The 24,748-nt window shown below is 69.1% G+C and carries 23 protein-coding genes; 18 read left to right on the forward strand and 5 right to left on the reverse strand.

All coding sequences use genetic code 11. The features are described from left to right. The first annotated feature begins 102 nt into the window (after window positions 1-102). Together ACTMTF_RS13545 and ACTMTF_RS13550 are read left to right on the forward strand one after the other, a co-directional pair. Window positions 103-906, forward strand: coding sequence for an SAM-dependent methyltransferase (locus ACTMTF_RS13545; protein ID WP_441110899.1), 804 nt, complete (start codon window positions 103-105; stop codon window positions 904-906). 3 nt (window positions 907-909) lie between these two features. After that, window positions 910-1,809: a TIGR03619 family F420-dependent LLM class oxidoreductase gene (locus tag ACTMTF_RS13550; RefSeq protein WP_441110900.1), complete on the forward strand. Its 900-nt coding sequence runs from the start codon at window positions 910-912 to the stop codon at window positions 1,807-1,809. Window positions 1,810-1,827: 18 nt separating this feature from the next. Here ACTMTF_RS13550 and icmF read toward each other — a convergent pair whose 3' ends face one another. Then, window positions 1,828-5,085: a fused isobutyryl-CoA mutase/GTPase IcmF gene (gene icmF / locus ACTMTF_RS13555; protein ID WP_441110901.1), complete on the reverse strand. Its 3,258-nt coding sequence runs from the start codon at window positions 5,083-5,085 to the stop codon at window positions 1,828-1,830. 100 nt (window positions 5,086-5,185) lie between these two features. Between icmF and ACTMTF_RS13560 the strand changes: the two genes are divergently transcribed. Then, on the forward strand, window positions 5,186-6,226 hold the full coding sequence (locus tag ACTMTF_RS13560) for a glucose 1-dehydrogenase (protein ID WP_441110902.1): 1,041 nt from the start codon (window positions 5,186-5,188) through the stop codon (window positions 6,224-6,226). Between the two features lie 13 nt (window positions 6,227-6,239). Here ACTMTF_RS13560 and ACTMTF_RS13565 read toward each other — a convergent pair whose 3' ends face one another. Beyond that, entirely contained in the window at window positions 6,240-7,160 is a 921-nt protein-coding gene (locus ACTMTF_RS13565; RefSeq protein WP_441110903.1) for a CHAP domain-containing protein, read from the reverse strand. A 112-nt stretch (window positions 7,161-7,272) separates the two neighbouring features. Next, complete coding sequence (locus tag ACTMTF_RS13570; RefSeq protein ID WP_441110904.1) at window positions 7,273-8,043, reverse strand: PP2C family protein-serine/threonine phosphatase; 771 nt, start codon at window positions 8,041-8,043, stop codon at window positions 7,273-7,275. 76 nt (window positions 8,044-8,119) lie between these two features. Here ACTMTF_RS13570 and ACTMTF_RS13575 point away from each other — a divergent pair, with 76 nt between their 5' ends. The 13 genes from ACTMTF_RS13575 to ACTMTF_RS13635 all read left to right on the forward strand — a co-directional run bounded on the left by ACTMTF_RS13575 (window position 8,120) and on the right by ACTMTF_RS13635 (window position 20,391). Further along, the gene (locus tag ACTMTF_RS13575) at window positions 8,120-10,156 is read left to right on the forward strand and encodes an N-6 DNA methylase (RefSeq protein ID WP_441110905.1); all 2,037 of its coding nucleotides are present in this window, start codon (window positions 8,120-8,122) and stop codon (window positions 10,154-10,156) included. Window positions 10,157-10,193: 37 nt separating this feature from the next. Beyond that, window positions 10,194-11,084, forward strand: coding sequence for a serine/threonine-protein kinase (locus tag ACTMTF_RS13580; protein ID WP_397010432.1), 891 nt, complete (start codon window positions 10,194-10,196; stop codon window positions 11,082-11,084). Window positions 11,085-11,261: 177 nt separating this feature from the next. Further along, window positions 11,262-12,554 (forward strand): ABC transporter substrate-binding protein, encoded by a 1,293-nt coding sequence (locus tag ACTMTF_RS13585; RefSeq protein ID WP_441110906.1) that lies wholly within the window; start codon window positions 11,262-11,264, stop codon window positions 12,552-12,554. Continuing rightward, a complete protein-coding gene (locus ACTMTF_RS13590; RefSeq protein WP_327109352.1) occupies window positions 12,551-13,507 on the forward strand; it encodes a carbohydrate ABC transporter permease in 957 nt (318 codons plus the stop codon). Before ACTMTF_RS13585 ends, ACTMTF_RS13590 begins: the two co-directional genes overlap by 4 nt. Beyond that, entirely contained in the window at window positions 13,504-14,307 is an 804-nt protein-coding gene (locus tag ACTMTF_RS13595) for a carbohydrate ABC transporter permease (protein ID WP_441110907.1), read from the forward strand. The genes ACTMTF_RS13590 and ACTMTF_RS13595 overlap by 4 nt, the downstream gene beginning before the upstream one ends. Then, window positions 14,304-15,674 carry a GH1 family beta-glucosidase gene (locus ACTMTF_RS13600; RefSeq protein WP_441110908.1) on the forward strand — a complete coding sequence of 457 codons (1,371 nt, stop codon included), beginning with the start codon at window positions 14,304-14,306 and terminating at the stop codon, window positions 15,672-15,674. The genes ACTMTF_RS13595 and ACTMTF_RS13600 overlap by 4 nt, the downstream gene beginning before the upstream one ends. A 32-nt stretch (window positions 15,675-15,706) precedes the next feature. After that, on the forward strand, window positions 15,707-16,702 hold the full coding sequence (locus ACTMTF_RS13605; RefSeq protein ID WP_441110909.1) for a LacI family DNA-binding transcriptional regulator: 996 nt from the start codon (window positions 15,707-15,709) through the stop codon (window positions 16,700-16,702). 100 nt (window positions 16,703-16,802) lie between these two features. Continuing rightward, window positions 16,803-17,582 (forward strand): hypothetical protein, encoded by a 780-nt coding sequence (locus ACTMTF_RS13610; RefSeq protein ID WP_441110910.1) that lies wholly within the window; start codon window positions 16,803-16,805, stop codon window positions 17,580-17,582. A 96-nt stretch (window positions 17,583-17,678) separates the two neighbouring features. Then, entirely contained in the window at window positions 17,679-18,209 is a 531-nt protein-coding gene (locus ACTMTF_RS13615; protein WP_441110911.1) for a PadR family transcriptional regulator, read from the forward strand. 208 nt (window positions 18,210-18,417) lie between these two features. Next, on the forward strand, window positions 18,418-18,864 hold the full coding sequence (locus ACTMTF_RS13620) for a nitroreductase family deazaflavin-dependent oxidoreductase (RefSeq protein WP_441110912.1): 447 nt from the start codon (window positions 18,418-18,420) through the stop codon (window positions 18,862-18,864). A 123-nt stretch (window positions 18,865-18,987) separates the two neighbouring features. Then, a complete protein-coding gene (locus ACTMTF_RS13625; RefSeq protein WP_441110913.1) occupies window positions 18,988-19,221 on the forward strand; it encodes a hypothetical protein in 234 nt (77 codons plus the stop codon). Window positions 19,222-19,261: 40 nt separating this feature from the next. Next, a complete protein-coding gene (locus ACTMTF_RS13630; protein ID WP_441110914.1) occupies window positions 19,262-20,263 on the forward strand; it encodes a magnesium and cobalt transport protein CorA in 1,002 nt (333 codons plus the stop codon). Continuing rightward, a complete protein-coding gene (locus ACTMTF_RS13635; protein ID WP_397010456.1) occupies window positions 20,254-20,391 on the forward strand; it encodes a hypothetical protein in 138 nt (45 codons plus the stop codon). The genes ACTMTF_RS13630 and ACTMTF_RS13635 overlap by 10 nt, the downstream gene beginning before the upstream one ends. A 12-nt stretch (window positions 20,392-20,403) precedes the next feature. On the opposite strand, the gene ACTMTF_RS13640 is transcribed toward ACTMTF_RS13635, so the two are convergent. Then, on the reverse strand, window positions 20,404-21,381 hold the full coding sequence (locus tag ACTMTF_RS13640; RefSeq protein WP_441110915.1) for a threonine ammonia-lyase: 978 nt from the start codon (window positions 21,379-21,381) through the stop codon (window positions 20,404-20,406). A 144-nt stretch (window positions 21,382-21,525) separates the two neighbouring features. Between ACTMTF_RS13640 and ACTMTF_RS13645 the strand changes: the two genes are divergently transcribed. Both ACTMTF_RS13645 and ACTMTF_RS13650 read left to right on the forward strand, forming a co-directional pair. Then, window positions 21,526-21,930: a hypothetical protein gene (locus tag ACTMTF_RS13645; RefSeq protein ID WP_441110916.1), complete on the forward strand. Its 405-nt coding sequence runs from the start codon at window positions 21,526-21,528 to the stop codon at window positions 21,928-21,930. Window positions 21,931-22,315: 385 nt separating this feature from the next. After that, a complete protein-coding gene (locus ACTMTF_RS13650; RefSeq protein ID WP_441110917.1) occupies window positions 22,316-23,137 on the forward strand; it encodes a polysaccharide lyase in 822 nt (273 codons plus the stop codon). A gap of 94 nt (window positions 23,138-23,231) precedes the next feature. Here the strand turns inward: ACTMTF_RS13650 and ACTMTF_RS13655 are convergent, their stop codons facing one another. Continuing rightward, window positions 23,232-24,746, reverse strand: coding sequence for a glycoside hydrolase family 13 protein (locus tag ACTMTF_RS13655; RefSeq protein ID WP_441110918.1), 1,515 nt, complete (start codon window positions 24,744-24,746; stop codon window positions 23,232-23,234). Window positions 24,747-24,748: the final 2 nt, after the last annotated feature.

Here is a 24,748-nt window from a genome sequence, read left to right on the forward strand (position 1 = left end):
GACCATGGACTGGGAGATCGCCGGGAATTGCGCTACAAGTGAGGTTAGAGAACCTTACAATCCTAAAAAACACCATATTGACCGAATCGGGGGATCGTCGGTTTGGAGCGAGACTCGCTGGGCTTTGATCCGAACACGCCCAACGTCGCCCGCCTGTACGACTACTACCTCGGGGGCAAGGACCACTTCCCGGCCGATCGCGAAGCCGCCGAGAAGATCCTTGAAGTGGCCCCCGAGCTGCGAGCCGCCGCACGCGCCAACCGGGCGTTCCTGGGACGAGCCGTGCGGTTCCTGGCGGGCGCCGGGATCCATCAGTTCCTGGACATCGGCACCGGGCTGCCCACGCAGGGTGCCGTGCACGAGGTCGCCAACGAGGTCCTGGGAACCAGCAAGGTCGTCTACGTGGACGTGGACCCGGTGGTCCTGGTCCACGCCAGGGCGCTGCTCGAATCGGCCTACGACACCAGAGCGGTGGAAGGCGACCTCAGAAAGCCTCAGGAAATCCTGAGAAATCCGGATGTCACCGAGATCATCGACTTCACCAAGCCGGTCGGGATCCTGCTGGTCGCCGTCATGCACTTCATCGACGAGGCCGACGACCCCGAGCAGATCATCCGTACCTTGCGCGAGGTCATGGCACCGGGCAGCTATCTGGTGATGTCCCACGGCACCAGCGACGCCCGCGCCGAGGCCGTCAGCAAGGGCACCGAGGTCTACCGGAACGCCACCTCGCGGCTCTTCCTGCGCGACCGCAAGCGGATCGAGGCCCTGTTCGAGGGCTTCGAGCTGCTGGACCCCGGGGTGGTCTGGCTGCCGGAATGGCGGCCCGACGAGGCTGACAGGATCGACTTCATCGACCGGCCGGAATCGTCGCTCGTCCTGTGCGGCGTGGCCAGAAGGAGCTGACGCGTGCGGATCGGCCTGGCGGTGCCGCAGTACGGCAGGTTCGCCTCCCCCAGCAGCCTGCGCCTGGTCGCGCAGGAGGCCGAGGCCATGGGCCTCGACTCCCTGTGGGTGGGCGACCGGCTGATGACACCGCTGGAGCCGAAGGACCGCTATCCGGGCGGCGACGGCGCGATCCCGGAGGAGCACGGCGTCTTCCTGGACCCGTTCGCGGTGCTGTCGGTCGCCGCCTCCGTCACCTCCCGGGTCCGGCTGGGCTCCAGCGCGCTGAACGCCTGCTGGTACCCTCCCCCGCTGCTGGCCCGCTCGCTCACCACCATCGACCGGCTCAGCGACGGCCGGCTCGACGTCGGCCTCGGCCTGGGCTGGTCCTCCGACGAGTACGCGGCCGTCGGCGTGCCGTGGCAGTCCAGGGCCGCTCGGTACGAGGCCACGCTGGACGCGCTGGAGGCCATCTGGCACAGCGACCCGGTGGCCTACTCCAACGAGTTGTGGACCGTGGCCCCCAGCCGCATCCAGCCCAAGCCCGTCGGCCGCCCGCCGCTCTACCTCGCCGGCTTCTCACCCGGCGCGCTCCAGCGCATCGGACGCCGGGCCGACGGCTGGCTCACCGCCGCCATGCCGCTGTCCATGCTCGTCCCGATGTGGGACTCCGTACGGCGCAGCGCCGAGTCGGCCGGCCGCGACCCGGAGGCGCTGCGCATGGTGATGCGGGCCAACCCGAAGATCACTGGGAAGGGCCAGGGGACGCCGCCCGTGAGCGGCACCGTCGCGCAGATCGCCAGCTACCTGAACGAGGCGGCGGCGGCCGGGGTCCACGAGGTCTTCCTGGACCTCCAGCTCACCGCCACCGACGACCAGCACCTGCTCAAGCTGGCCGGCGAGTTCAGGTCCCACCTCACCTGACCGCTCCTCCGGGGGGCGTCAGACGTTGCGCCGGTACTGGCCTCCCGCCTCGAACAGCGCCTCGGTGATCTGCCCCAGCGAGCACACCCGGGCCGCCTCCATCAGCACCTCGAAGGCGTTGCCCTCGGACATGGCCGTCTCGCGCAGCCGGGCCAGCGCGGCGGGCGCCTCGTCGCGGTGGCGCTCGTGGAAGGCGTGCAGCCGGTCCAGCTGGGAGCGCTTCTCCTCATCGGTCCCCCTGGCCAGCTCCAGGTGCCGCGACCCCTGCTGGTCGTCGCCGTCCGGGGCGCGGAAGGTGTTCACGCCGACGATGGGCAGCGAACCGTCGTGCTTGCGGGTCTCGTACAGCATGGACTCGTCCTGGATGCGGCCGCGCTGGTAGCCGGTCTCCATCGCGCCCAGCACGCCGCCCCGGTCCGACAGCCGCTCGAACTCGCGCAGCACCGCCTCCTCGACCAGGTCGGTGAGCTCGTCGATGATGAACGAGCCCTGCAGCGGGTTCTCGTTGCGGGCCAGGCCCCACTCGCGGTTGATGATGAGCTGGATCGCCATGGCCCGGCGCACCGAGTCGGCGGACGGGGTGGTGACCGCCTCGTCGAAGGCGTTGGTGTGCAGGCTGTTGCAGTTGTCGTAGATGGCGATCAGGGCCTGCAACGTGGTGCGGATGTCGTTGAAGTTCATCTCCTGGGCGTGCAGGGAGCGGCCCGAGGTCTGGACGTGGTACTTGAGCTTCTGCGACCGCTCGGCCGCGCCGTACCTCTCCCGCATGGTGACGGCCCAGATGCGGCGGGCGACCCGGCCGAGCACGCTGTACTCGGGATCCATGCCGTTGGAGAAGAAGAACGACAGGTTGGGCGCGAAGTCGTCGACGTTCATGCCGCGCGCCAGGTACGCCTCCACGTAGGTCAGGCCGTTGGCCAGGGTGAAGGCGAGCTGGCTGATGGGATTGGCGCCGGCTTCGGCGATGTGGTAGCCGGAGATCGACACAGAGTAGAAGTTGCGCACGCTGTTGTCGATGAACCACTCCTGGATGTCGGCCATCATCCTGAGCGAGAACTCGGTGGAGAAGATGCAGGTGTTCTGACCCTGGTCCTCCTTGAGGATGTCCGCCTGCACGGTGCCCCTGACGGTGGCGAGCGTCCTGGCCCGCAGGTCACGGGCCTCTTCTTCGTACGGGGCCCGCCCGTGCTCGGCCTGGAAGCGGTCCATCGCCTGGTCGATGGCGGCGTTGAGGAAGAAGGCGAGGATGGTGGGGGCCGGGCCGTTGATCGTCATGGACACCGACGTGCTGGGCGCGGCCAGGTCGAAGCCGTCGTAGAGCGCCTTCATGTCGTCGAGCGTCGCGATCGACACCCCCGAAGTTCCGACTTTTCCGTAAATATCGGGGCGCAGGTCGGGGTCGTTCCCGTACAGCGTCACCGAGTCGAAGGCGGTGGACAGCCGGGTCGCGGGCTGTCCCTCCGACAGCAGCTTGAAGCGCCTGTTGGTGCGGAACGGATCGCCCTCGCCGGCGAACATCCTGGTCGGGTCCTCGTCGTCCCGCTTGAACGGGAACACCCCGGCGGTGAACGGGAACCTGCCCGGCAGGTTCTCCGCCCGCAGGAACCTGAGCAGCTCCCCGTGGTCGGTGTAGCGGGGCAGGGCCACCCGGGGGATGCGGTTGCCGGAGAGCGTCTCGCGCCACAGCGGCGTGTGGATCTCCCGATCGCGCACCTTCACGACCAGCTCGTCGGCGGTGTACTGCTCCCTCGTCGCGGGCCAGGAGTCCAGCAGGGCCCTGCTCTCCTCGCTCAGCTCCCGTTCGGCCCGCTCGCTCAGCCCGGCCAGCCGGGCGTCCGCCGCGCCGTCACCGGCACTAGCGCTGGCACTGGCACTGGCACTGGCGCTGTCACTCGCCAGCAGTGCGCGCACGTCGGTGAGCTGCTGGCGGCGGCGGGCGATCTCCGCCTGAGCCCGCGTCTCGGCGTGGTAGCCGCGCACCGTCTCGGCGATCTCCGCCAGATAGCGCACCCGCGCCGGCGGCACGATCGCGGCCGACGCCTGAGAGGTACGCCCAGCCACCGCCGCCAGCAATCCCGGCCCGGCCGGCATGCCCTTGTCCACAAGCAGGTCCTTGAGGTGGTGGTAGAGCGCGGTGACGCCGCCGTCGTTGTAGCGGGCCGCGATCGTGCCGAAGACCGGCATCTCCTCCGGCGGGACGCCGAACGCCTCGCGGTTGCGCACGAGCTGGCGGCGCACGTCACGCAGGGCGTCCTCGGCGCCACGCCGCTCGTACTTGTTGATCACGACCGCCTCGGCGAAGTCCAGCATGTCGATCTTCTCCAGCTGGGAGGCCGCGCCGAACTCGGGCGTCATCACGTAGATGGGCACGTCCACGTGCGGCACGATGCCGGCGTCGCCCTGCCCGATGCCGGGCGTCTCCACCACGACCAGGTCGTGCCCGGCGGCGCGGCAGGCGGTGATGACGTCGTCCAGGCAGGCGGGCACCTCGCTGGCGGCGCCCCGGGTGGCCAGGGAGCGGAAGTAGGTCTGGGGACTCAGGCTGTTCATCCTGATCCGGTCGCCCAGCAGCGCGCCGCCGCCGCGCCTGCGGGTGGGGTCGATCGCGATGATGGCGATGCGCAGCTTGTCGTCGTTGTCCACGCGCAACCGGCGCACCAGCTCGTCGGTGAGCGAGGACTTGCCGGAGCCGCCGGTGCCCGTGATGCCCAGCACCGGCGCGGACCGGCCCGCCGCCCGCAGCCCGTCGACCAGCTCGGCGGGGGCCCGCCCCGACTCAAGGAGGGTGATCGCGCGGGCCAGGGCCGTCTGGTCGCCCGAGACCACCGCCTCCACCGTGGGCGCGCCCGCCGGCTCGACGTCGCACTCCTCGATCAGCTTGTTGATCATCCCGGGCAGGCCGAGACGCTGGCCGTCCTCGGGCGAGAAGATCCGGGTCACGCCCCGGGAATGCAGGAGGTCGATCTCCTCGCGCACGATGACGCCGCCTCCACCGCCGTACACCTTGACATGGCCGGCGCCGCGCTCGCGCAGCAGATCCACCAGGTAGGAGAAGAACTCCACATGCCCGCCCTGGTAGGAGCTGATCGCCACGCCTTGGACGTCCTCCTGGATGGCGGCGGTGACGATGTCGTCCACCGACCGGTTGTGCCCGAGGTGGATCACCTCGGCGCCCTGGGTCTGCAGGATCCGCCGCATGATGTTGATCGCCGCGTCGTGGCCGTCGAACAGCGCTGCCGCCGTGACGAAACGGACCGGGTGGACGGGAACGTGCACGCCTGATCACTCCTTTGTGGGCTTACAACCGAAGATACTAGGACGTCCTACTATTTCCCAGGGCCTCTGGATGGGTAGTAGTGCCCTCGGAGGTGAGGCCATGCGTGCGATCACGCTGATTCCCGGCAAGCAGGGCACGCTGGGGGTGACAGAGGTTCCGGAGCCGGAGCCGAAGGCGGGCCAGCTGCTCGTCCAGGGTCTGGCCCTGGGCATCTGCGGGACCGACAGGGAGCTGAACTCGGGGGAGTACGGCTGGCCGCGAGCAGAGCCCATGATCCTCGGCCACGAGTCACTCGGGCGGGTGCTGCGGGCGCCGGAGGGCTCCGCCTACTCCCCCGGCGACCTCGTGGTGGGCGTGGTCCGCCGGCCCGACCCCGAGCCGTGCCCCGCCTGCGCCAGGGGCGAGTTCGACATGTGCCGCAACGGCGGGTACACCGAGCGCGGCATCAAGGAGCTGGACGGCTACGGCAGCGAGCGGTGGGTCGTGGAGGCCGGGTACGCGATCAAGATCGATCCCGCCCTGGGCGAGCTCGGCGTCCTCGTCGAGCCCGCCTCCGTGGTGGCCAAGGCCTGGGAGCACATCGAGGCCATCGGCGCGCGCGCCTGGTTCGGGCCGCAGAACGTGCTCGTCACCGGGGCAGGGCCGATCGGGCTGCTGGCCGCCCTGCTCGCCAAGCAGCGCGGACTCGACGTGCACGTCCTCGACCGCGCCACCGACGGAATCAAACCCGCCCTGGTGGCCGACCTGGGCGGCACCTACCACGCGGGTGACGGCATCGAGTCCGTCGGTTTCAAACCGGACATCATCGTCGAGGCCACCGGGGCGGCGCAGCTCGTCGTGGAGGCCATGCTGAACAACGCGGCCGCCGGCATCGTCTGCCTCACCGGCGTCTCCAGCGGCGGACGGCTCATCCGGATGGACGCGGGCCAGATCAACCGGGACATCGTCCTGGAGAACGACGTGGTCTTCGGCAGCGTCAACGCCAACCTGCGCCACTACCGCGCCGCCGCCGCCGCGCTGACGAAGGCGGACCACGACTGGCTGTCCAGGCTCATCACCCGCCGCCTGCCGCTCGACCAGGCCCCAGCGGCCTTCGAACCCGGCGACCACGTCAAGGTGGTCATCAACCTGGAATCCTGACCACGCGGACCGCTCATTCCCTCGGTTCGTACGGTCTGCGTCTCGTGGGGGTACGGCCCGCCGGGGGACGGGTCTTGGTGGCCACCGGGCCGGGACGCGGCTCGGTAACCGTGGGGGTGGTCCTCGACGCGCCGGTCTCGGGGCGGGCGGCGCGGGTCCTGATGCGCGGGATCTCCGGTGGGAGCGGCTCAGCGGCCCTGCGCGACGGCGGGGTGGACGACGACGGCGTGGACGATGGCGCGTTCCAGGGCCAACGGAAGCGGCGGTGGTGACCACGGCGACGACCCGCCAGCCGGAGCGAGACCAAGACGGTGGTGGCCACCATGAGCACCAGCAGGGCCAGCGGCGACCCCAGGACGTCGAGAGGTGAGCCCTCCCGCGCGTCGGAGCGCTCGCCTGACGGGAACGGCTGGTCGGTGGCACGGATCTCGTCCGGGGAGGCGTTGGCCTTGACCACGCGCGGCAGGCCGTACCCGACGACCTTGTCCGTCTCGCGGACCTTGCGCTTGAGCCAGACGCGGTCCACGTTGGCCTCGATGGTGTGGATCTTCTTGCCCTCCACCCGCTCCACGATCCCCACGTGGTCGACGCCCTTGTAGCTCTTGCCGCCCTTCCAGTCGAAGAAGACCAGTGCTCCGGGCTCCGGCCGCTGCGTCCAGGCGTCCTTCTTGATGAACCAGACCGCGTGCGAGGGGGTCCAGGCGAACTGGCCGACGTAGTCGCTGACGCCGGCCTTGTCGGCGGCCCAGGCGATGAACATGTCACACCAGGGCGCGTCCCGATACTGCGGGTCCTGGAGGCGGTCCGCGTACCAGTGGCCGAACTTGGTATGTTCGCCCTTCTTCTCCCGGTAGCCGAGTTCCTTGCGGACCGTTTTCAATAACTCTTCAGCGATCGGGTCCAGCTTGACTCCCCCCAGAATGTGGCAGATCACGATGGACTGTAATAGCGGCATCGCAAACGTGCGCGGGACACTCGGAAAGTGTCAAGCTATGAGCCGAAATATCGGTCTTGTGGCTGTTGATACTGGTGAGGCGGTGGTGAACTCAGCAGCCGGCGCCCACTCGGAAGATGTTCGTGTCGCCCGCGCCCGGCGTGACCACGTCGGCGACGATCACCGTCACGTTGTCCGGCGAGCCGCCCTCGTTGGCCAGGTCGATGAGCCTCTGGACGGCCAGGGCCGGGTCTGCCACCGTGGTCAGCACCTCGTGCAGGACCTCGGGCCCGAGCACGGTGGTGAGCCCGTCGGAGCAGAGGAGGTAGCGATCATCCGGCTCGGCCTCGCGCAGCGCCATGTCAGGCTCCGCCCTGCCCTCGCTGCCCAGCACCCGCAGCACCATCGAGCGGCGCGGGTGCACGGCGGCCTGGTCCTCGGTGATGCGGCCTTCGTCCACCATCGACTGCACGAGTGTGTGATCCTTGGTCATCTGATAGAGCGCACCATCACGAAGCAGATATCCGCGGGAGTCGCCGAGATGAGCAAGGGCGAACCGGTAACCGTCCCAGAGCATGGCGGTCACCGTGGTCCCCATCCCCCTGCGCGCGGGGTCGATCTCCGCCAGCTCGACCAGCCTGCGCGCGGCCTCGTGCACGGCGCCTTCGAGCGCGCTCTCAAGATCGGTGCCCGTCTCGGGAAGCGTGGCGTCCAGCTCGCGCATCACCGCGATGGCCGCCGAGCTCGCCAGCTCACCGGCCGCATGCCCGCCCATCCCGTCAGCCACCACGAGCAACCGGCCGGACGCGTAGCCAGAATCCTCGTTCTGCTCCCTGCGGCGGCCCACGTCTGATCCGGCGGCATAGCGGATGTTCTGCTTCATACCCTGCAGTAAATCACTGGTTGAAAGACTTCACAAGCAGATGCGCTGAAGACTCGGTTGAACTACTGTGGCCTTCATGAGCCACGACCCGACCCTGAACGCCGGGGACATCGCCCGGCTCGCCGGTGTCGGGCGTGCGGCGGTGAGCAACTGGCGCCGCCGCCACGACGACTTCCCGCCGCCTGTCGGCGGTACCGCCAACCAGCCGCTCTTCTCACTGCCGCAAGTCGAGGCGTGGCTGAGACGCTATGGGAAGTCCTACCAGGTATCCCTGGCGGATCGGGCCTGGCAGCGCCTGAAAGCCGCAGGCGATTTGCGCCTCGGCGAGGCGGTCGCTCAGGCGGGGGCGCTCCTGACCACCGGCGCGAGCGACCTGGAGCCCGAGCTCGCGGCGCTCGTGTCGGAGCTGGCCGACCGGCACGGCGCGCTGACCGCGTACGAGTTCCTCGTCGAGCGCTACCTCGAAGCCCACTCCAGGCAGCTCTCCGTCACCCGCGACGACATCGCCGAGCTGATGCTCCGCCTGGTCGGCGCCGAAAGCAGCCCTCCCCCGACCACCGACCGGCCCGCCAACAGCGGCCAGGCGAACCCCCCGGTCACGGGCCTCACCGGGCAGGCGAGCACCCCGGTCACAGATCGCGCAGGACAGGCGAGCACCTCGGCCACGGGCCCCGGGGACGAGAACATCACACAGGCAAGCGGCCCGACCCCCGGCCTCAGCGGGGAAGACGGTGTCGGGCAGGCGAGCAGTCCGCCGGGGCGTGCACCGGCGGAGATCGCCCCCGCCAACAGCCCTCCCCCGGCCCCCGGCCACGCCGGCCCAGGAGCCCGGGTGATTCTCGACCCCGCCTGCGGGGTGGGGACGCTGCTGCTCGCGGCCGGGTCGGCGCGGGTGCTCGGGCAGGAGCTCAGCGAGGCGTCGGCGGGGATCGCCGCGGCACGGCTGCGGCTGCGCGGTGTCGAGGCCGCGATCGTGACGGGCGACGCCATGCGGCATGACGGCTTCGCCGGGCAGAAGGCCGACGCCGTGGTCTGTGACCCGCCGTTCAACGAGCGGGCGTGGGGCTACGAGGAGCTGGTCGGCGATCCTCGCTGGGAGTACGGCCTGCCGCCGCGCGGTGAGCCCGAGCTGGCCTGGGTGCAGCACTGCCTGACGCACGTCAGGCCCGGCGGCCTGGTGGCGATCCTGATGCCGCCCGCCGCCGCCAGCCGTAAGGCGGGCCGCCGCATCCGCGCCAACCTGCTGCGAGCCGGGGCGCTGCGGGCGGTGGTGGCGCTGCCGGGCTCCGACCTGTGGCTGCTGCGCCGTCCGGCCGCCGGCGAGCGCCCGCCGTCCGACGTGCTGATCCTGGACGCGGCGGCCGACCAGTCGGCCGTCGAGCCGGCCTGGCGGGCCTACCTGGAGGACGGTTCCGGGCAGGCCGTACGGATCATCGACCTGCTGGCCGACGAGGTCGACATGACGCCGGCCCGCCACCAGCGCCGCGACGACCTGGGCCGGGCGTTCACCGAGACCCGCGAGCGCTTCCTGGCCGCCACCGCCGTGCCGCCCGACCTCAAGGTGCTCGACCAGCCGCTCGACCAGCCCGTCACCACGGTCGGCGACCTGATCAAGGAGGGTCTGGTGACGGTGGCGCAGGCGCCGCCCAGGATGGCCGTCGGCGACGGCGACGTCCCGGTGCTCACGGTCGACGACGTGGCCACCGGCACGCCGGCGTCCGGCCGCGTCTCCGTGTTCAAGGGCCTGGTCATGGTCCAGCCGGGAGATGTGGTGGCCTCCTACTCCAGCGTGCGGGTGATGACCGACGGCGGTTACGCGCTCGGCCCGCATCTGACGCTCTACCGGGTGGACGCGCGCAGGCTCGACCCGGACTTCCTCGCGGGGTTCCTGCGGGCCGCGGGCAGCCGCGCGACCACCGGCTCCAGCAGGTTCGACGTACGCCGTACGCGCCTGCCGAGGCTCTCGCTCAAGGAGCAGCGCGCGTACGGCGAGGCGTTCAGGCGGCTGGCGGTGCTGGAGGACGCGCTGCGGGAGACGTCGGCGCTGGGCCAGACACTGATCCGGCTGGGGCTCGACGGGCTGACCGACGGCCACCTGCACCCGCAGTCCTGACGGTGTAGTTTTTCCGGAAGACGGCGGGAGGGGGGTTATGGTCATCGGGGACCGCTATGCGCTCGACGCCCTTCCCCTCGGACAGGGCGGCATGGGCGCGGTGTACGCCGGCCATGACCGTCATCTGGACCGCAGGGTCGCGGTCAAGCTGCTCCGGCTGCCCAGCGGCCCCGACCAGGAGCTGGAGCGCAGGTTCATCCGTGAGGCGCGCATCCTGGCCAGGCTGGAGCATCCGGGCGCGCCCGTACTGTATGACTTCGGCACCCACGATCAGCGGCTCTACCAGGTGATGCAGTTCATCGAGGGCGTCACGGTGGCCGACGTGGTGAGCGAGCACGGGCCGCTGCCGGTGTCCTGGGCCGCCGCCATCGCGGCGCAGGCCTGCGCGGTGCTGTCGGCCGCGCACGCGCTGTCGATCTGCCACCGCGACCTCAAGCCGACCAACCTCATGCTCTGCCCCGACGGCAGCGTCAAGGTGCTGGACTTCGGCCTGGCCATGCTGCGTGACGCCGACGTGACGACGTTCACCAGGATCGGGCAGATCCTGGGGACTCCCGCCTACATGGCGCCCGAGCAGATCCAGCACGGCGTCGCCGAGCCCCGCAGCGATCTGTACGCGCTCGGTTGCGTGCTGCACGAGATGCTGACCGGGCGGCAGCTGTTCACCGGGCCCACGGACTACGTGGTGTTCGAGAGGCAGGTGAAGCAGCGCCCGCCCGCCATCCCGGGGCTTCCGCGCGAGCTGGACACGCTGCTGGCCCAGTTGCTGGAGAAGAAGCCGGACGACCGGCCGTCGGACGCCAACGAGCTCTACCGGCGGCTGGAGCCCCTGGCAGTGTCGCTGCCGATGCTGCCGGGATTCCTCACCCAGGCGCCGAGCCCGGGACGCATGTACGCCCGCATGGTCGGGCGGGTTCTCAGCTCGTAGAGCGGATGCCGTGGGAGCGTTCCCGCACCAGGCCATGCCCGGATCCGGCTGAGAGATCGCTCTCTCGATAACAGCGATCGTTATCGCACAATCGTTGACAGGCCCTGGTTATGCCCGCGAATCTGGCGAGAGAGCGCTCTCTCACACACCCCCTGAGCACGATTGCAGGAGAGTTCCATGACCTCTCGTTTCCGGCGCCTCGCCGTACCAATGATCACCGCGTCGGCACTCGCGCTCGCGACCGCCGCCTGCGGCGGCAGCGACACCGCTTCGGGCCCCGAGGCCGCGCCCACGGAGAAGATCCAGCTGAAGGTCGGGCTCTTCGGTGACCTCGGCTTCAAGCCGCTGTACGAGGAGTTCAAGAAGACCCACCCCAACGTGGAGATCGTCGAGAACGTCACGCAGTTCAACGATCACCACAACAACCTCGTCAAGCGGCTGGCCACCAACGCGGGCGCGGGCGACATCGAGGCGGTCGAGGTCGGCTACATCAGCACCTTCACCGCCCAGCCGCAGAAGTTCCACGACCTCAAGCAGTACGGCCTCGACAAGCGGCAGAGCGACTACCTCGACTGGAAGTGGCAGCAGGGCCTGAGCAAGGACGGCGGGCAGGTGCTCGGGCTCGGCACCGACGTCGGCGGGCTGGCCATGTGCTACCGCAAGGACCTGTTCAAGAAGGCCGGGCTGCCCGAGGAACGCGAGAAGGTCGCCGCGCTCTGGCCCACCTGGGAGGACTACATCGCCACGGGCAAGAAGTTCGCCGCGGCGGACGTGGCCGGGGCCAAGTTCGTGGACTCCCCCGGTGAGATCTTCCGCGCGATCGTGAACCAGGCCCCGACCGGCCTGTACGACCCGCAGGACAACCTCGTCGTGGACTCCAACCCGGAGGTCAAGAAGGCCTGGGACCTGTCCAACCAGATCACCGCCGAGGGGCTGACCGCCAAGCTCGCCGCCTTCACGCCGCCGTGGAACACCGGCTTCGCCAAGGGCTCGTTCGCCACGATCATCTGCCCGGCCTGGATGACCGGCTTCATCCAGGAGCAGGCCAAGGACGCGACCGGCAAGTGGGACATCGCCACCGTCCCCGGCGGATCGGGCAACAGCGGCGGCTCCCACCTGATGGTGCCCAAGCAGAGCAAGCACCCGAAGGAGGCCGCCGAGCTGATCGACTTCCTCACCTCCAAGGACGCCCAAGCCCAGATCTTCAAGGAGGAGGGCATCTTCCCGTCGATCCCGGCGCTCTACGACGACCCGTCGATCCAGAGCTTCACCAAGCCGTTCTTCGGTGACACCCCCATCGGCAAGATCTACTCCGAGGCCGCCAAGGCGCTCAAGCCGCAGCACCTCGGCCCGAAGGAGGCCGACGTCCGCACGGCCATCGGCAACGGCCTGGGCCGGGTCGAGCAGGGCAAGCAGACCCCGGACGAGGCGTGGGCGCAGGTGCTCGAGGACGTCAAGAAGATCAAATGAGCACCCTTCCCCTCGCGGTCACCCGACCACGTAGGCGGAGCATGCGGCACACCCTCGACACGAGGGTGTCGCCGTACGCCTACGTCGCCCCCTTCTTCCTGCTGTTCGGCGCGTTCGGCCTCTTCCCGCTCTTCTACACGGCCTGGGTCAGCCTGCACGAGTGGACGCTGCTGGACGAGGAGCAGACGTTCATCGGCCTGAAGAACTACGAGACGCTGCTCGCCGACGGCTACTTCTGGAACGCCACGTTCAACACGCTGTCGATCGGCGTGCTGTCGACCGTTCCGCAGCTGGTGCTGTCCATCTGGCTCGCGCACCTGCTCAACCGGCGGCTGCGCTTCCAGACGCTGTTCCGGATCTCGCTGCTGCTGCCGAACGTCACCAGCGTGGTGGCCGTGGTGGTGATCTTCAGCCAGCTGTTCGGCCGGGACTTCGGCCTGATCAACTGGATGCTGTCGCTGGTCGGCGTCGGCCAGATCGACTGGGCGGCGGGCACCGCGACCTCGCACATCGCGCTCTCGGTGATGATCATGTGGCGGTGGACCGGCTACAACGCGCTCATCTTCCTGGCCGCGATGCAGGCCGTACCACGCGAACTGTACGAGGCCGCGACCCTCGACGGGGCGAGCGGCGCCACCCAGCTGCGCAGGATCACCATCCCGATGATCCGGCCGACGATCATCTTCGTGGTGATCGTCTCCACCATCGGTGCCATGCAGGTCATCGCCGAGCCCATGCTGTTCGGCACGAGCAGCGGCGGCGGAGGCGGCCTCGTCAGCGGCGGGCCGGACCGGCAGTTCCAGACGCTGGCGCTGTACGTCTACGAGCAGGCCTTCACCGTGTTCGACTTCGGCTACGCCTCCGCGGCGTCGTGGGTGATGTTCCTCATCGTGGTGCTGGTCGCCGGCGTGAACTTCCTGCTGAGCAGGCGAGTGAAGGGCGGACTCCTGTGAGACTGCGCTATCTGACGCTGACCGGGGTGGCCTTCTTCTCGGCCTTCCCGCTCTACTACAGCGTCGTCGTGGCCTCCCGGCACAACTCGGCGCTGGCCGAGGTGCCGCCGCCGCTGCTGCCCGGCGGCAACTTCTTCGCCAACGTGGCCCGCGTCTTCGACACCGTGCCCTTCGGGCTCGCGCTGCTGAACTCGATCATCGTGGCGGGGTCGATCTCGCTGGCGGTGATGTTCTTCTCGACGCTGGCCGGGTTCGCCTTCGCCAAGCTCCGCTTCCGGGGCAAGAACGCGATGCTCGTCATCACGGTCGCGACCATGATGGTGCCCGCCCAGCTCGGCATCATCCCGCTCTACATGCTCATGATCAAGCTGGAGTGGACCGGCACCAACTACGCGCTGATCGTGCCGGCGCTGGTCAACGCCTTCGGCGTGTTCTTCATGACGCAGTATCTGTCCAGGGCGCTGCCGAACGAGCTGCTGGAGGCGGGGCGGGTCGACGGGTGCACGACCTGGGGGCTCTTCTGGCACGTCGTGCTGCCCGCCGCGCGACCGGCGGCGGCCGTGCTCGGCATGCTGACCTTCATGTCAGCCTGGAACGACTACTTCTGGCCGCTCGTCGTGCTCACCCCGGACAATCCGACGGTCCAGGTGGCGCTGTCGACACTCGCCAGCGGGTACGTCAACGACTACGTGCTGGGGCTGGCCGGGACCGCGATCGGCACACTGCCGCTCGTCCTCGTCTTCGCCCTGTTCGGCAAGCAAATCATCGGCGGAATCATGCAAGGAGCGGTCAAGGGATGATTTTCCCGGAAAACTTCGTCTGGGGTGCCGCAACGGCTTCCTATCAGATCGAGGGGGCGGTCAAGGAGGACGGGCGAGGCCAGTCGATCTGGGACACCTTCTCCCATACCCCCGGCAAGGTAGCCGACGGCGACACAGGGGACGTCGCCTGCGATCACTACCACCGCTACCAGGACGACGTCGGGCTCATGCGCGAGCTGCGGCTGGCGGCCTACAGGTTCTCGGTGGCCTGGCCGCGCATCCAACCGGACGGGAGCGGCCCCGCCAACCCGGCCGGGCTCGCGTTCTACGACCGGCTCGTGGACGAACTCCTCGAAGCCGGCATCGCGCCGTACGTCACCCTCTACCACTGGGACCTTCCCCAGGCCCTCGAAGAGCGCGGCGGCTGGGTGGACCGCGACACCGCCTACCGCTTCGCCGACTACGCCGCGCTCGTCCACGAGCGGCTGGGCGACCGGGTCCGCGACTGGGCGACGCTGAACGAGCCGTGGGTCGCGGCCTTCCTCGGCTACGGCAACGGCGTGCACGCCCCCGGCCGCAAGAACCCGGCCCACGCCATGCGCTCGGCCCACCACCTGCTGCTGGGCCACGGCCTGGCCGCGTCCCGGCTGCGGGAGCTCGGCGCGCAGAGCATCATGCTGGTCGTCAACTCCGCCCCGGTGCTGACCCCGGCCCAGGTCAACGACCCGCAGGCGGTCGCGAGCGAGGCCGACGCGGCGGCCGTCGACCGCATTCACGCGCTGCTGACCAGGCAGTTCCTCGACCCGGCCCTCTACGGCCGGTATCCCGAGGAGGTGCTGGCCGCCGCCGCGCGCAACGGCGGCACCGGGCACATCCAGGACGGCGACCTCAAGATCATCAACGCGCCGATCGACCTGGTCGGGATCAACTACTACAACCCGTGCGTGGTGCAGGCAGGTCCCGGCCGGCCCGCCGACGCGGCCTGGCCGGGCTCGGAGGACGTCGAGTTCGCCGCGGCGGACGCGCCGACGACCGCGATGGGCTGGCCGATCGTCCCCGACGGCCTGTCCAGGCTGCTGGTACGGCTCTCGCAGGACTACCCGCAGGTGGGCCTCATGGTGACGGAGAACGGTGCGGCCTTCGACGACGTCGTGGAGGACGGCCGGGTGCACGACGTGGACCGCGTGTCCTTCCTCCAGGGGCACCTGCGCGAGGTGGGCAGGGCCATCGAGCAGGGCGCCGACCTGCGGGGATACCTCGTCTGGTCGCTGCTGGACAACTTCGAGTGGGCGGAGGGCTACCGGCGCAGGTTCGGCATCGTGCACGTGGACTACGCGACCCAGACCAGGGTGCTCAAGGACAGCGCGCTGTGGTACCGCGACGTGATCGCCGCCAACCACCTGTAGATTCCTTCCGTGCTCTCCTGTTTGATGCAGTCATGAGACGTCCGACCCTGGAGGCGGTCGCCGCCCGAGCGGGCGTCTCACGGGCCACCGCCTCGCGCGTCGTCAACGGCCAGACGACCGTGGCGCCGCAGATCCGCGACGCGGTGCAGCGCGCGATCGACGAGCTGGGCTACGTGCCCAACTCGGCGGCGCGCAGCCTCGTCACACAACGGACCGACTCGATCGCCCTGGTCGTCTCCGAGCCTCCGACCAGGGTCTTCTCCGAAGATCCGCTGTTCTCCACGGTGATCCGCTCGGCCAGCTACGAGTTGGAGGCGGTCAACAAGCAGGTCGTGCTGATGCTCGCGTCCTCGGCCGAGAGCCACGCCCGGGTGGAGCGCTACATCGCGGGCGGGCACGTCGACGGCGTCATGCTCATCTCCATGCACGGCGCCGACCCGCTGCCGTCCGCGCTGTCCCGCCTGCAGGTGCCGGTCGTCTCCTACGGCCGGCCCGCCGTCCCCGTCGAGATCCCGTACGTCGACAACGACAACGTGGGCGGGGCGGAGACGGCGGTGCGCCACCTCGTGGACCAGGGCCGCCGCCGGATCGCCACGATCGCCGGGCCGCAGGACATGATCGGCGGCCAGGACCGGCTCACCGGCTACCGCAACGTGCTGCGCGACTCCGACCGCCGCTCGATCGTCGCGGTGGGCGACTTCACCCGCGAGTCCGGCGCGGTGGCCATGCGCCAACTCCTGCGCGACGACCCCGCTCTGGACGCCGTCTTCGTGGCCAACGACCTGATGGCGGTCGGCGCCCTTCAGTCGCTGCGCCAGGCGGGCCGCCGGGTGCCTGACGATGTCGCGGTGGTGGGCTTCGACGACATCGAGGCCGCCCGCTACACCGAGCCGCCGCTCACGACGATGCGCCACCCGATCGCCGAGCAGACGGCGGCCATGGTCGGCCTCCTGCTGCGCCTGTTCGGGGAGGGCCCCGCCGTCCCCGTGATCCTCCCCACGGAGCTGATCATCCGCGAGTCCGCCTGACCGTCCGGCTCTGCTCTCTCGGCATTGCCTCCACTGGAACGTGACCAAGAAGTGGCATCGTTGGGCCGCCGCGACTTCCGCTCCGACAGGGGGATGGACAGTGTCTGCCACGAAGGTCTCCGGTTTAGGGATCCTGTTCCTCCTGGCCGCCACGTTCCTGCCCTCTTCCGCGTACGCGGATCCGGTGGGGGACGGCGACGTGGTGACGTACAGGTGCGAGATCAACGAGCAGGTCATCCCGGGGGACGTCCGGATCAGGATCACGCTCACCATGCCGTCCACCACGCCTCGGACCGGCGAGCAATTCTCCATCGGCTGGACGGGCGAGTTCGTGCCCGGCAGCGAGCTCGAAGCTCCCGCCGGCGTCCCCGCCGGCCTCAAGATGTACGCCTACGCGTCGATCTCCAAACTCCCCCAGCTGACGTCGGCTATGGGCGTGGGAGAGCTGGCGGCCGTCACCGCCGGCCAGCCGATCGCGCTCCTCGAATCCGTGAATATGACGACCACCTCGAAGAATCCCGGCACGGCGAGTGTGAAGCCCGCCTCGGTCAACTTCGGCCTGAGCCCGCAGAACCGTCTCATCGACTGCGAGCCCACCAACTCGGCCACGCTGAAGACGTACCCGCTCACCATCGGCGGCACTGGCAGCACAACACCCACCGCGGACGAGGAAGAAACGGACGAGGAGCCGACGCCCCAGGAGTCGGAGGACGAGCCGACGACCAGGTCATCGCAGACTCCCGAGGAGGGAGTCGCCACCGGGGCCGGCGGTGAGGCCGGACCCGACGGGCGGATGCTGGTGCTCGCCGGGTCCGCCCTCGTGCTGGCCGCCGGCGCAGGCGGGCTGACCCTACGCCGGACTCAGCTCGTGAAGCGGTAGGGGCTGCCTCGCCCGCCGCCTTCTCGCCGCCACGGGCACGGCGGCTAGCCTGGTCGGCAGGGCGGGTACCGGGGCCCCCGGCGAGTGAGGGAGACGATGTCGGCGACGCGACTGCTGGTCCTTGGTGTGGTACGGCTGCACGGTCAGGCACACGGCTACCTGGTGGGCTCCGAACTGGAGTCATGGGAGGCCGGGCAATGGGCAGGGCTCAGGTCAGGCTCGATCTACCACGCGCTGCGGCAACTGGCCAAGGAAGGTCTGCTGGACACCAGCGAGGTGCACGAATGGCCGGGCCGCGTCGACTACGCCATCAACGACAAGGGCGAGGCGGAGTTCTTCGGACTGCTCAGAAACGCCCTCAGTGTGCCCGATCGGCGTCCGGAACTGCTCAACGCGGCCCTCGTACTGCTGCCCGCGCTGCCCGGCGAGGAGGTGATCGCGCTGCTCAAGGAGCGGGTAGGCGCTCTGGAGGATGAGCGGGCGCAGATCGTGGCCACGGCCCAGCAGGGAAGGCGCCCAAGGAACGTGACAGAGCTGTTCGCCCTGCGCGCGGCGCAGGCGGCGGGTGAAGCGGCGTGGACGCGTGACCTGATCGGGCGGCTGGAACGCGGCGAGGACCCGGCCTGACCGTCCGGGAACCGGTTTGACCCCAGGGAGGTGGACGAGGCATAGTTCGATAACCAAATTTGGTTAACCAAATTTGGCTGCCTCGAAGGAGCTCTATGCCCGTCACCCGGCCCGGCCTGTGGGCCACCTTCTCCAGTGCCCGCGCCCGGCTGGAGACTGTCCTGGTCCCCGGCACCGGACACGCGCTCAACGTGGGCGGAGCGGCCCGATGAGCCAGGAGCCGATCGACAGCCCGACCGGGTGGGTGGCCAGGCACGTCAAGAGCTACGCGGAGTCCGGCGGCACTCGCGGCCACCTCTTCCATGGCGCGCCCACCCTGCTGATCACCACGATCGGCCGCCGCTCAGGACTCCCCCGCCGCACCGCCCTCATCTACGGCCGCGACGGCGACCGCTACCTCGTGGTCGCCTCCGACGGCGGCGCCGCCGACCATCCGCTCTGGTTCCACAACCTGCTCGCTCAGCCACAGGTCAAGGTGCAGGTCGGAGCAGAGGTCTTCGACGCGGTGGCCCGCCCGGCGGCCGGCGACGAGCTGCTCCGCCTCTGGGAGACGATGACCGGGATATGGCCGCGCTACATCGGCTACCAGCGAGCGACGTCGAGGCAGATCCCGATCGTGATCATCGAGCGGGCAGTAATGCCGGACCTCGGCTGAGTCACGGGGTGGCGAGAGCGATGAGGGCGTTGGCGAGTAGGTGTGCCTGGCGCTCGCAAGCCACCTCGTCGCGGGTTTCGGCGAGTTCCTGATACATCGGCCGCGTGGCAGGGATTGGCCGCGGTGCCGCTGCTCGCCACCCTGTCTGAGGATCGGCTGCGCTCCTCGGTACGCGGACACGTACTGCGCCTCCTCGCCGAGCATGCCCGGCAGCAGCAGGAGCGGTTCGCCGGCGCCGCCACGCTGCCTGTGGAGGCCAGGCTGGCGACCTGGCTGCTGGCGCAAGCGGCAGCGAGTCCCCGAGCGCAGGTCGAGCTGCCGGGTACTCAACAGGAGCTCGCCGAACTGCTCGGTTAATCCCGGTTGCGGATATGTGCGGTCTTTTGGGTACGCGACAATGCCGGATGTGATTGTGAACAAGGCGATCTACTGCGATGGTGTGCGCCAGGCCATCGACGGTGACATCAGTGACGCGTTCACCGACGCCCGTGGCCGGGGCGACTGCTTTCTGTGGATCGGCCTGCACGAACCGACACAGGAGGAGTTCGACCTGATCACCAGCGAGGTGAGCCTGCATCCGCTGGCGGTGGAGGACGCCATCCATGCCCACCAGCGGCCCAAGCTCGAGCGTTACGGCGACACCCTGTTCATCGTGCTCAAGCCGCTGCTCTACGTGGAGGAGACCTCCGACATCGAGGTCGGCGAGATCAACCTGTTCCTGGGTCGTGACTTCGTCATCAGCGTCCGCCACGGCCAGGCCAACCCGCTGGGCGGGGTGCGCCGCCGCATCGAGTCCGACGCCGACCTCATGGCCGCCGGCCCGGCGGGGGTGCTGTACGCGATCTGCGACGAGGTCGTCGACACCTACTCACGCCTCTCCCACGAGATCGAGGGCGACCTCATCGGCCTGGAGCATCGCGTCTTCAGCGGCGAACACGATGACGTCACCGCTGACATCTACTCGCTCAAACGGGAGGTGCTGGAGTTCCGCACCGCCCAGGATCCGTTGATCCCGGTGCTGGAGGAGATCGTCAAAGGGCGGGTCGAGCTGTGCACGGCCAACCGGGAGCAGTTCCGCGACGTCCTGGACCACCTGCTGCGCGTGGACGCCCGGATCGATGAGTACAACGAACTGCTCACCAGCGTCCTGAACGCCCACCTTGCCCTGGTGGGCCGCGAGCAAAGCGCGGCGGCCATGCAGCAGAACGCCGACATGCGCAAAATCTCCTCGTGGGCCGCCCTCGTCGCCGTACCCACCATGATCGCCGGAATTTACGGGATGAACTTCGACTACATGCCCGAACTGCACTGGCTGCTCGGCTACCCCTTCAGCCTGGGCGTCATGGTCGTGGCCGCGCTCATCGTCCACCGGCTGCTGCGCAAGAGCGGATGGCTGTGAGAACCCCCGGCTTCTTCCGTCACAGGCCTTCCGCAGGCAAGCTCCTGCTCGCCGCGGTCATCGCCTGGATCGCCCTGCTGACGCTCATCATCCTGCTCGACCCGCACGGCTCCGGCCCTGTCCCGTAAGCGGCCAGTGACCTACGTGCGGACCCAGCGGTGATAGGCGTCCAGGTCGACGTTGCTGCCGCAGACGATGGTGACCACGTGGCGTCCGGCGAACCGGTCAGGGTCTTCCAGGACGGCGGCGACGCCGAGGGCCGCCGAGGGTTCGGCGACGAGCCCCGCGTGCTCCAGGAGCATCCGCATGCCGGCGATGATCGACGCCTCCTGGACCAGGACGGCGTCGTCGGCCACCTTGAGGAGGTCGTCCAGGACCACCGGGATGGGGCACCGGCCGGCGACGCCGTCGGCGATGGTGTCGGTGGAGTCGGTGGTGATGACCCGGCGCTCGTGCCACGATCGGGTCATCGCGGGTGCGCCGAGGGGCTGTACGCAGATCACTTCGACCGCCGGCAGCAGGGTCTTCAGGACGTGACCCACGCCGGTGGCCATGGCGCCGCCGCCCAGGGCGATCAGGACGGTGTCGAAGGAGGGCGCCCCGCTCGCCAGTTCCAGGCCGATGGTCGCCGCGCCCTCGCAGGTCTCGATGTCCAGGCTGTCCTCGACCAATCGGATGTCGCGCTGTCGCGCGATGCTCGCCGCCCGCTCGCGGGCCGTGTCGAAGTCGCCCTCCACCAACTCCAGTTCCGCACCCAGCGCACGGATCCGATCAAGCTTGGCAGTGGGCGCCCGGCGCGATGCCACGACCGTCACGTCGAGGCCACGGCGGCGACCCGACCAAGCGAGCGCCTGGCCGAGGTTGCCGGCGCTGGCGCACACCACGGCTGCCCGGCCCTGGTCGGTCAGCAGGCTCGCGACGAGTTCGGTGCCCCGGCCCTTGAAGCTGCGAACCGGGTTCGCCGTTTCCAGCTTGATGCTCATCGTGCAGCCGAGCCGGCCGCCCAGCGCGTCGCACTCGTACAGCGGTGTGTCGAGGAATGTCGGGTCGATCACCTGGCGAGCCGCGCGGATCCGGTCAAGGTTGAGGCGCGTGTCGAGTGCGAACGGATCATCCATGACTCCAGATTTCACCACTGACAGCACCATCCCGCCTAACCCCCGCTCCGGAACCACCACTCGCGGGACAACCTCCTGGAAGAACTGCTCGACGAGGATCGCCGATGCGGCCGCCGCGAAGCTGCATGGCCTACGCTCCGACCCATGCGCACCGTGTTCGTGTTCCCCGCCGGTGAGCGCGCTGAGACCGTCGCCTCCATCGATCGGCACCTGTCCCGACAGCGCGGCCTCAACATCGACATCGACGACGAGCAGACCGGCTACCTCTTCTCCGACTGGGATCCCCAGGACGTGGCGGTCCTCGAAGCGGCCGTCGGACACCACCCCACCTGGGCCGTGCAGATCGACATCTCCGGACGGATCGACGGCACCGCGGAGGTCCACTACGTGGTCGCGCTACTCCTCGAACACGGAGGCGTGGCAATGGACGACTACTCCGCCCACCCCTGGACCCTGCAGGAGATCGAGTCCGGGACAGTGATCGACGGTCTTCGTTTCTTCGACTTTCGGGCCCACCACGAACTCAGCCGATCTGATAAGCGTTCCTGAGCAGTCCTTTCTGGGATACGCCTACAAGCGGATGGACGTGACGATGCCGCCTACGTGCAGTCCCTGGGCGGGCAGATCCAGATTTCGGCGGTGTTCGGCATGATCTCTACATCCTGCGCGGCACCGACACCCACGCCGCGTAACTGTCGCCGGCTCCACCAAGCAATGCCTGACGTTCACCGCCATGGCCGCATGAACAGGTGCGTCACCTGCCTTAAGGACATACAGCGTCACGCCGTGGAATGCGGCATCAACCGGCTCAAACGAGCATGCTCGGTCGGCATACCCGGGACATACCACCCGTCGTTACGATCACGCTTCATTACGTACGCGACGGAAGGCGACGAATGTGAGACCTCGGAACTACCGGCTCGGTGCTGCCTGCGTGGCACTGGCTGCCGGCTGTGCCGCGCTGTCTGCCACGGCGGCGGGCACCGCGACTGCGACGAGCGCCGCGGCGGACACTCTGAGGTTCACCTATGAGAACGGCGAGATCTCCTCGGGCACCGCACTCGAGGTCAACGAATGCTGCAGTCACTCGCTCGGGATCAGTTCCCTCGGGCGGACCGGTGAGCACGCGGTCATGAGCCAGCTGAAATACGGCGATCCGCAGGTCGAGGGTGGAATCAGGGCGGAATCGCACACGCTCCGCAACACGGCCGGCCACTTCAGGTCGGGCACCACGGCCTACTACGGGTTCAGCATCTACATCCCGAGCACGTGGGAGAAGGACTCCAGGGAGGAGATCGTCTTCCAGTGGAAGCCGTGGCGCGACAAGTGCGAGGCGCAGAAGTGGCCCAGCGCGTTCCTCACCGTGCAGCCCACCGGCACATTCCAACTGCGCGTCAACTCGGACGGCAACCGCTGCTCGACGTCCGCGTCCCTCAAGAAGACCAGCTACAACCTGGCCGACGTGCAGCTGGGGCGGTGGCACGACTTCGTGTTCCACATCAAGTGGAGCCACGGCAGCGACGGCGCCCTCACCGGCTGGCATCAGACCCACAGGACGCCCGGCTGGAAAAAGGTGGTGAGCGCCACCGGGGCCAACACCTTCAACGACGACGCCACGACCAAGGGCTATCTGAAGTGGGGGCTCTACAAGCCCGCATGGAACACCGCACCAACCCTCGTCAAGAACCGAGTGATTTTTCACGACAACGTCGCCGTGGGCACGTCGTTCAACGCGGTCAACCCCGCGAAGAACTAGGCACAAGGGGGTGCGGGGGAGCTCGGCTCCCCCGCACAGCACAGTCCGAGGTGGAGACGCGCGTAGCGTGCCCGACCGAGGCCGTGCCGTTGGCTCAGCCGGCCAGCCAGGCGGTGGTGTCGGGGGGCAAGGCGCCGTCCTCCAGCGGACCGCTGGTCAGCAGCACCTCCCCCGCCGGTAGCCGGACGGCCTCCGTTCCCAGGTTGGTCACGCACGTCAGGCCGGAGTCGCGGGTGAAGGCCAGCACGGCCGGGTCGTACGGGAGCCAGTGCAAGGTACCGTCACCCAGCAGTTCCCGCCGCAGTCGCAGCCCGGCTCGGTAGAGGTTGAGCATGGAGTCCAGGTCGGCGAGCTGGGCCTCGGCCGAGAGTTTGCGCCAGCTCTCCGGCTGGGGCAGCCATGGTTGGGCGACGGCGGGGCTGAAGCCGAACGGGGGTTCGTCGCCCGACCAGGGCAGCGGCACCCGGCAGCCGTCCCGGCCGGGGTTCGTGCCGCCGGAGCGGGCGTACATCGGGTCCTGGCGCAGGTCGTCCGGCAGGTCCTCGACCTCCGGCAGGCCCAGCTCCTCCCCCTGGTACACGTACAGGCCGCCGGGCAGGGCCATCGCCAGCAGGGCGGCGGCCCGAGCGCGGCGATAACCCAGCTCGGCGTCGGAGGGGGTGCCGTGCAGGGCGCCGCCGTGGGCGAAGCTGGTGTCGGCGCGGCCGTACCTGGTCACCGGTCGGGTGACGTCGTGGTTGGACAGCACCCATGTCGGCGGGGCGCCGACGGGGGCGTGCGTGGTGAGGGTGAGGTCGATGACCCGGCGCAGCTCGGCAGGGTCCCACGGGCAGGACAGGAAGTCGAAGTTGAAGGCGGTGTGCAGCTCGTCGGGGCGCAGGTAGCGGGCGAAGCGCTCCTGGTCGGGCAGCCATACCTCGCCGATCAGGACGCGCTCGTCATAGGAGTCGGCGACCTGCCGCCAGCGGCGGTAGACGTCGTGCACGCCGTCGAGGTCCTCGTAGGCGGTGTCCGACTTCAGCAGCAGGGCCGCCGAGTCGATGCGGACGCCGTCGACGCCGCGTTCGAACCAGAACCGGAGCACGTCCTCGAACTCGGCATGCACCTCCGGATTGTCCCAGTTGAAGTCCGGCTGTTCCGGCGCGAACAGGTGCAGGTACCACTGACCGTCCGGCACCTGGGTCCAGGCGGGGCCGCCGAAGATGGACTGCCAGTCGTTCGGCTGGTCACGGAACCAGAAGCGGTCCCGGGTCGACGGGTCGGTCAGGGCCTCCTGGAACCAGGCGCTGGCCGTGGAGCTGTGGTTCGGCACCACGTCGATGATGACCTTGATGTCCAGCTCGTGGGCCTCGGTGATGAACGATTCCGCCTCGGCGAGAGTGCCGAAGACCGGCTCGATGTCGCGGTAGTCGGCCACGTCGTAGCCGCCGTCGGCCATCGGCGACGGATACCACGGGTTCAGCCAGATGGCGTCGGCGCCGAGGTCTTTCAGGTAGGGCAGGCGGGATCGGAGCCCGGCCAGGTCGCCGACGCCGTCGCCGTTGCCGTCGGCGAAACTGCGCAGGTAGACCTGGTAGATCGCGGCCCCCCGCCACCACGTGTTCGGCATGC

The organism is Nonomuraea sp. ZG12, assembly GCF_052068115.1.
GTDB lineage: Bacteria > Actinomycetota > Actinomycetes > Streptosporangiales > Streptosporangiaceae > Nonomuraea.

Bases quoted from the DNA above. Each gene is read 5' to 3' on its own strand.
- ACTMTF_RS13560 (WP_441110902.1), top strand. From the start codon at position 5,186: ATGCGTGCGATCACGCTGATTCCCGGCAAGCAGGGCACGCTGGGGGTG.
- ACTMTF_RS13570 (WP_441110904.1), bottom strand. From the start codon at position 8,043: ATGAAGCAGAACATCCGCTATGCCGCCGGATCAGACGTGGGCCGCCGC.
- ACTMTF_RS13575 (WP_441110905.1), top strand. From the start codon at position 8,120: ATGAGCCACGACCCGACCCTGAACGCCGGGGACATCGCCCGGCTCGCC.
- ACTMTF_RS13580 (WP_397010432.1), top strand. From the start codon at position 10,194: ATGGTCATCGGGGACCGCTATGCGCTCGACGCCCTTCCCCTCGGACAG.
- ACTMTF_RS13585 (WP_441110906.1), top strand. From the start codon at position 11,262: ATGACCTCTCGTTTCCGGCGCCTCGCCGTACCAATGATCACCGCGTCG.
- ACTMTF_RS13590 (WP_327109352.1), top strand. From the start codon at position 12,551: ATGAGCACCCTTCCCCTCGCGGTCACCCGACCACGTAGGCGGAGCATG.
- ACTMTF_RS13600 (WP_441110908.1), top strand. From the start codon at position 14,304: ATGATTTTCCCGGAAAACTTCGTCTGGGGTGCCGCAACGGCTTCCTAT.
- ACTMTF_RS13605 (WP_441110909.1), top strand. From the start codon at position 15,707: ATGAGACGTCCGACCCTGGAGGCGGTCGCCGCCCGAGCGGGCGTCTCA.
- ACTMTF_RS13615 (WP_441110911.1), top strand. From the start codon at position 17,679: ATGTCGGCGACGCGACTGCTGGTCCTTGGTGTGGTACGGCTGCACGGT.
- ACTMTF_RS13620 (WP_441110912.1), top strand. From the start codon at position 18,418: ATGAGCCAGGAGCCGATCGACAGCCCGACCGGGTGGGTGGCCAGGCAC.
- ACTMTF_RS13630 (WP_441110914.1), top strand. From the start codon at position 19,262: ATGCCGGATGTGATTGTGAACAAGGCGATCTACTGCGATGGTGTGCGC.
- ACTMTF_RS13635 (WP_397010456.1), top strand. From the start codon at position 20,254: ATGGCTGTGAGAACCCCCGGCTTCTTCCGTCACAGGCCTTCCGCAGGC.
- ACTMTF_RS13640 (WP_441110915.1), bottom strand. From the start codon at position 21,381: ATGGATGATCCGTTCGCACTCGACACGCGCCTCAACCTTGACCGGATC.
- ACTMTF_RS13645 (WP_441110916.1), top strand. From the start codon at position 21,526: ATGCGCACCGTGTTCGTGTTCCCCGCCGGTGAGCGCGCTGAGACCGTC.
- ACTMTF_RS13655 (WP_441110918.1), bottom strand. From the start codon at position 24,746: ATGCCGAACACGTGGTGGCGGGGGGCCGCGATCTACCAGGTCTACCTG.